The following is a 1404-nucleotide window of genomic DNA, read 5'->3' as shown; positions in this document are numbered from 1 at the left end:
TCGTTCAGGTGCTCCAGAACCATGCGCACGGCACGTTCACGGACTTCAGGGGAGTAGGTCGCAGTCTTTCTCATGGCCTCATCTTCTCAAGAGTTAAGGCCTCCACGAAACCCGGGGCGATTCAAGCGTTCAACGCCCGCTCCACCTACCGTTTCTGCCCCTGACCTCGCCTCAAAGGGGTATTCCACTTCAGTGAGCACCCTGCTAGGTGAACCCACCTGCTCTCCCTCTCTTTCGAGTCGCTATCCTTACAAAATGAAGGACGCCCCGCATCTACGCTCAGGACGTCCTGTGGCGGTATCTATGATGATCTTCCCTAAGCTCCTTCTGGTGACGGTGGCCTCTTGGAGCTTCCTGAGTGCTCATACCATCGCTGAGGACATGACCTGGGCAGTACTGGACGTGCCCGGGGCAGCGACTCATCGCGACGGAACACCTGATGAAGGCATCGTACTAGATGCGCAGAAGCTGCTCGAAGCGCAGCTTCCTGGGCTAATTCATCGGTATGAAAGGTCTACGCCACGGCGTCTTGATCGGGATCTCTTCGCAGGCCGGCCGATCTGTTCCACTCTGACGCTGCGAAATCCAGATCGGAGCAAGAGCGGAGTCTTCATTCCCTATCTCCCTGCATTGCCAATGGAGCTAGTCAGCCGCGCCGACCTACTGCCCGACTTCGCTGTGGAGCACGGAAAGGTCAGCCTTGCAAAACTGCTGGAAAAACCGCTCAAGGGCGGAATTTCATCGACCCGCGCGTATCCACCAGAACTTGCAGACCTCATTGATAAGGGTGTCAAGCAGGGCACGCTTGAGATCATCAACACTTCCTCACCCGGGGTTAACCTGATCGCCATGGTTAGCCTCAAACGCTTGGACTACACCTTTGAGTTTCCCATTGTCTCGGCAGAGATCAGAAGGGCGATCCCATACTCGACTGTATTGGTCAGCGTCCCAATGATGGAGAACCCAAGCCTGATACCAACAGGAATATATTGCCCACGGAACGTTTGGGGCAGGCAGATGGCCAAGCGTATTGACACCGCTATTCAACGCCTTGCCAGCAAGCCAGAGCCGTTATTACAGCTTTACCGTAACCAAGAACCCTCTTACGAACCCCAACTCCGTGAGTATTTCCGTGAACGCGGCAGGGCCCGTATTGAGTGGTAGTGCAAATCTTCCGACAGTGTCTCCTCGGAGCTTTACCTCTGGTTGTCCGGCCCCGCCAAACGCCCAATTGGCTCAAGCTCCTTACCTTTCTCCAGGGCAACCCTGAGAAAACGACGCTGATTGACAGAAGTCTCCCCAGCCAAACGTAAGCGAACGGGCATCACACCTTGCCGGCGGGTACCCAGTTATGCGGCAGCAGCTCGGTCAGGGCGCTGGCCTTCTGCGTCGGCAGGCGCATGA

General features: G+C 56.2%; 1 protein-coding gene. It reads left to right on the top strand.

The features are described from left to right. The first annotated feature begins 303 nt into the window (after window positions 1-303). Complete coding sequence (locus G559_RS0123445) at window positions 304-1164, top strand: hypothetical protein (protein ID WP_028630563.1); 861 nt, start codon at window positions 304-306, stop codon at window positions 1162-1164. Window positions 1165-1404 lie beyond the last annotated feature (240 nt).

Source organism: Metapseudomonas resinovorans DSM 21078, from assembly GCF_000423545.1.
In the GTDB taxonomy this organism is placed as follows: domain Bacteria; phylum Pseudomonadota; class Gammaproteobacteria; order Pseudomonadales; family Pseudomonadaceae; genus Metapseudomonas; species Metapseudomonas resinovorans.
This window is presented reverse-complemented; position numbering and strand designations above follow the sequence as displayed.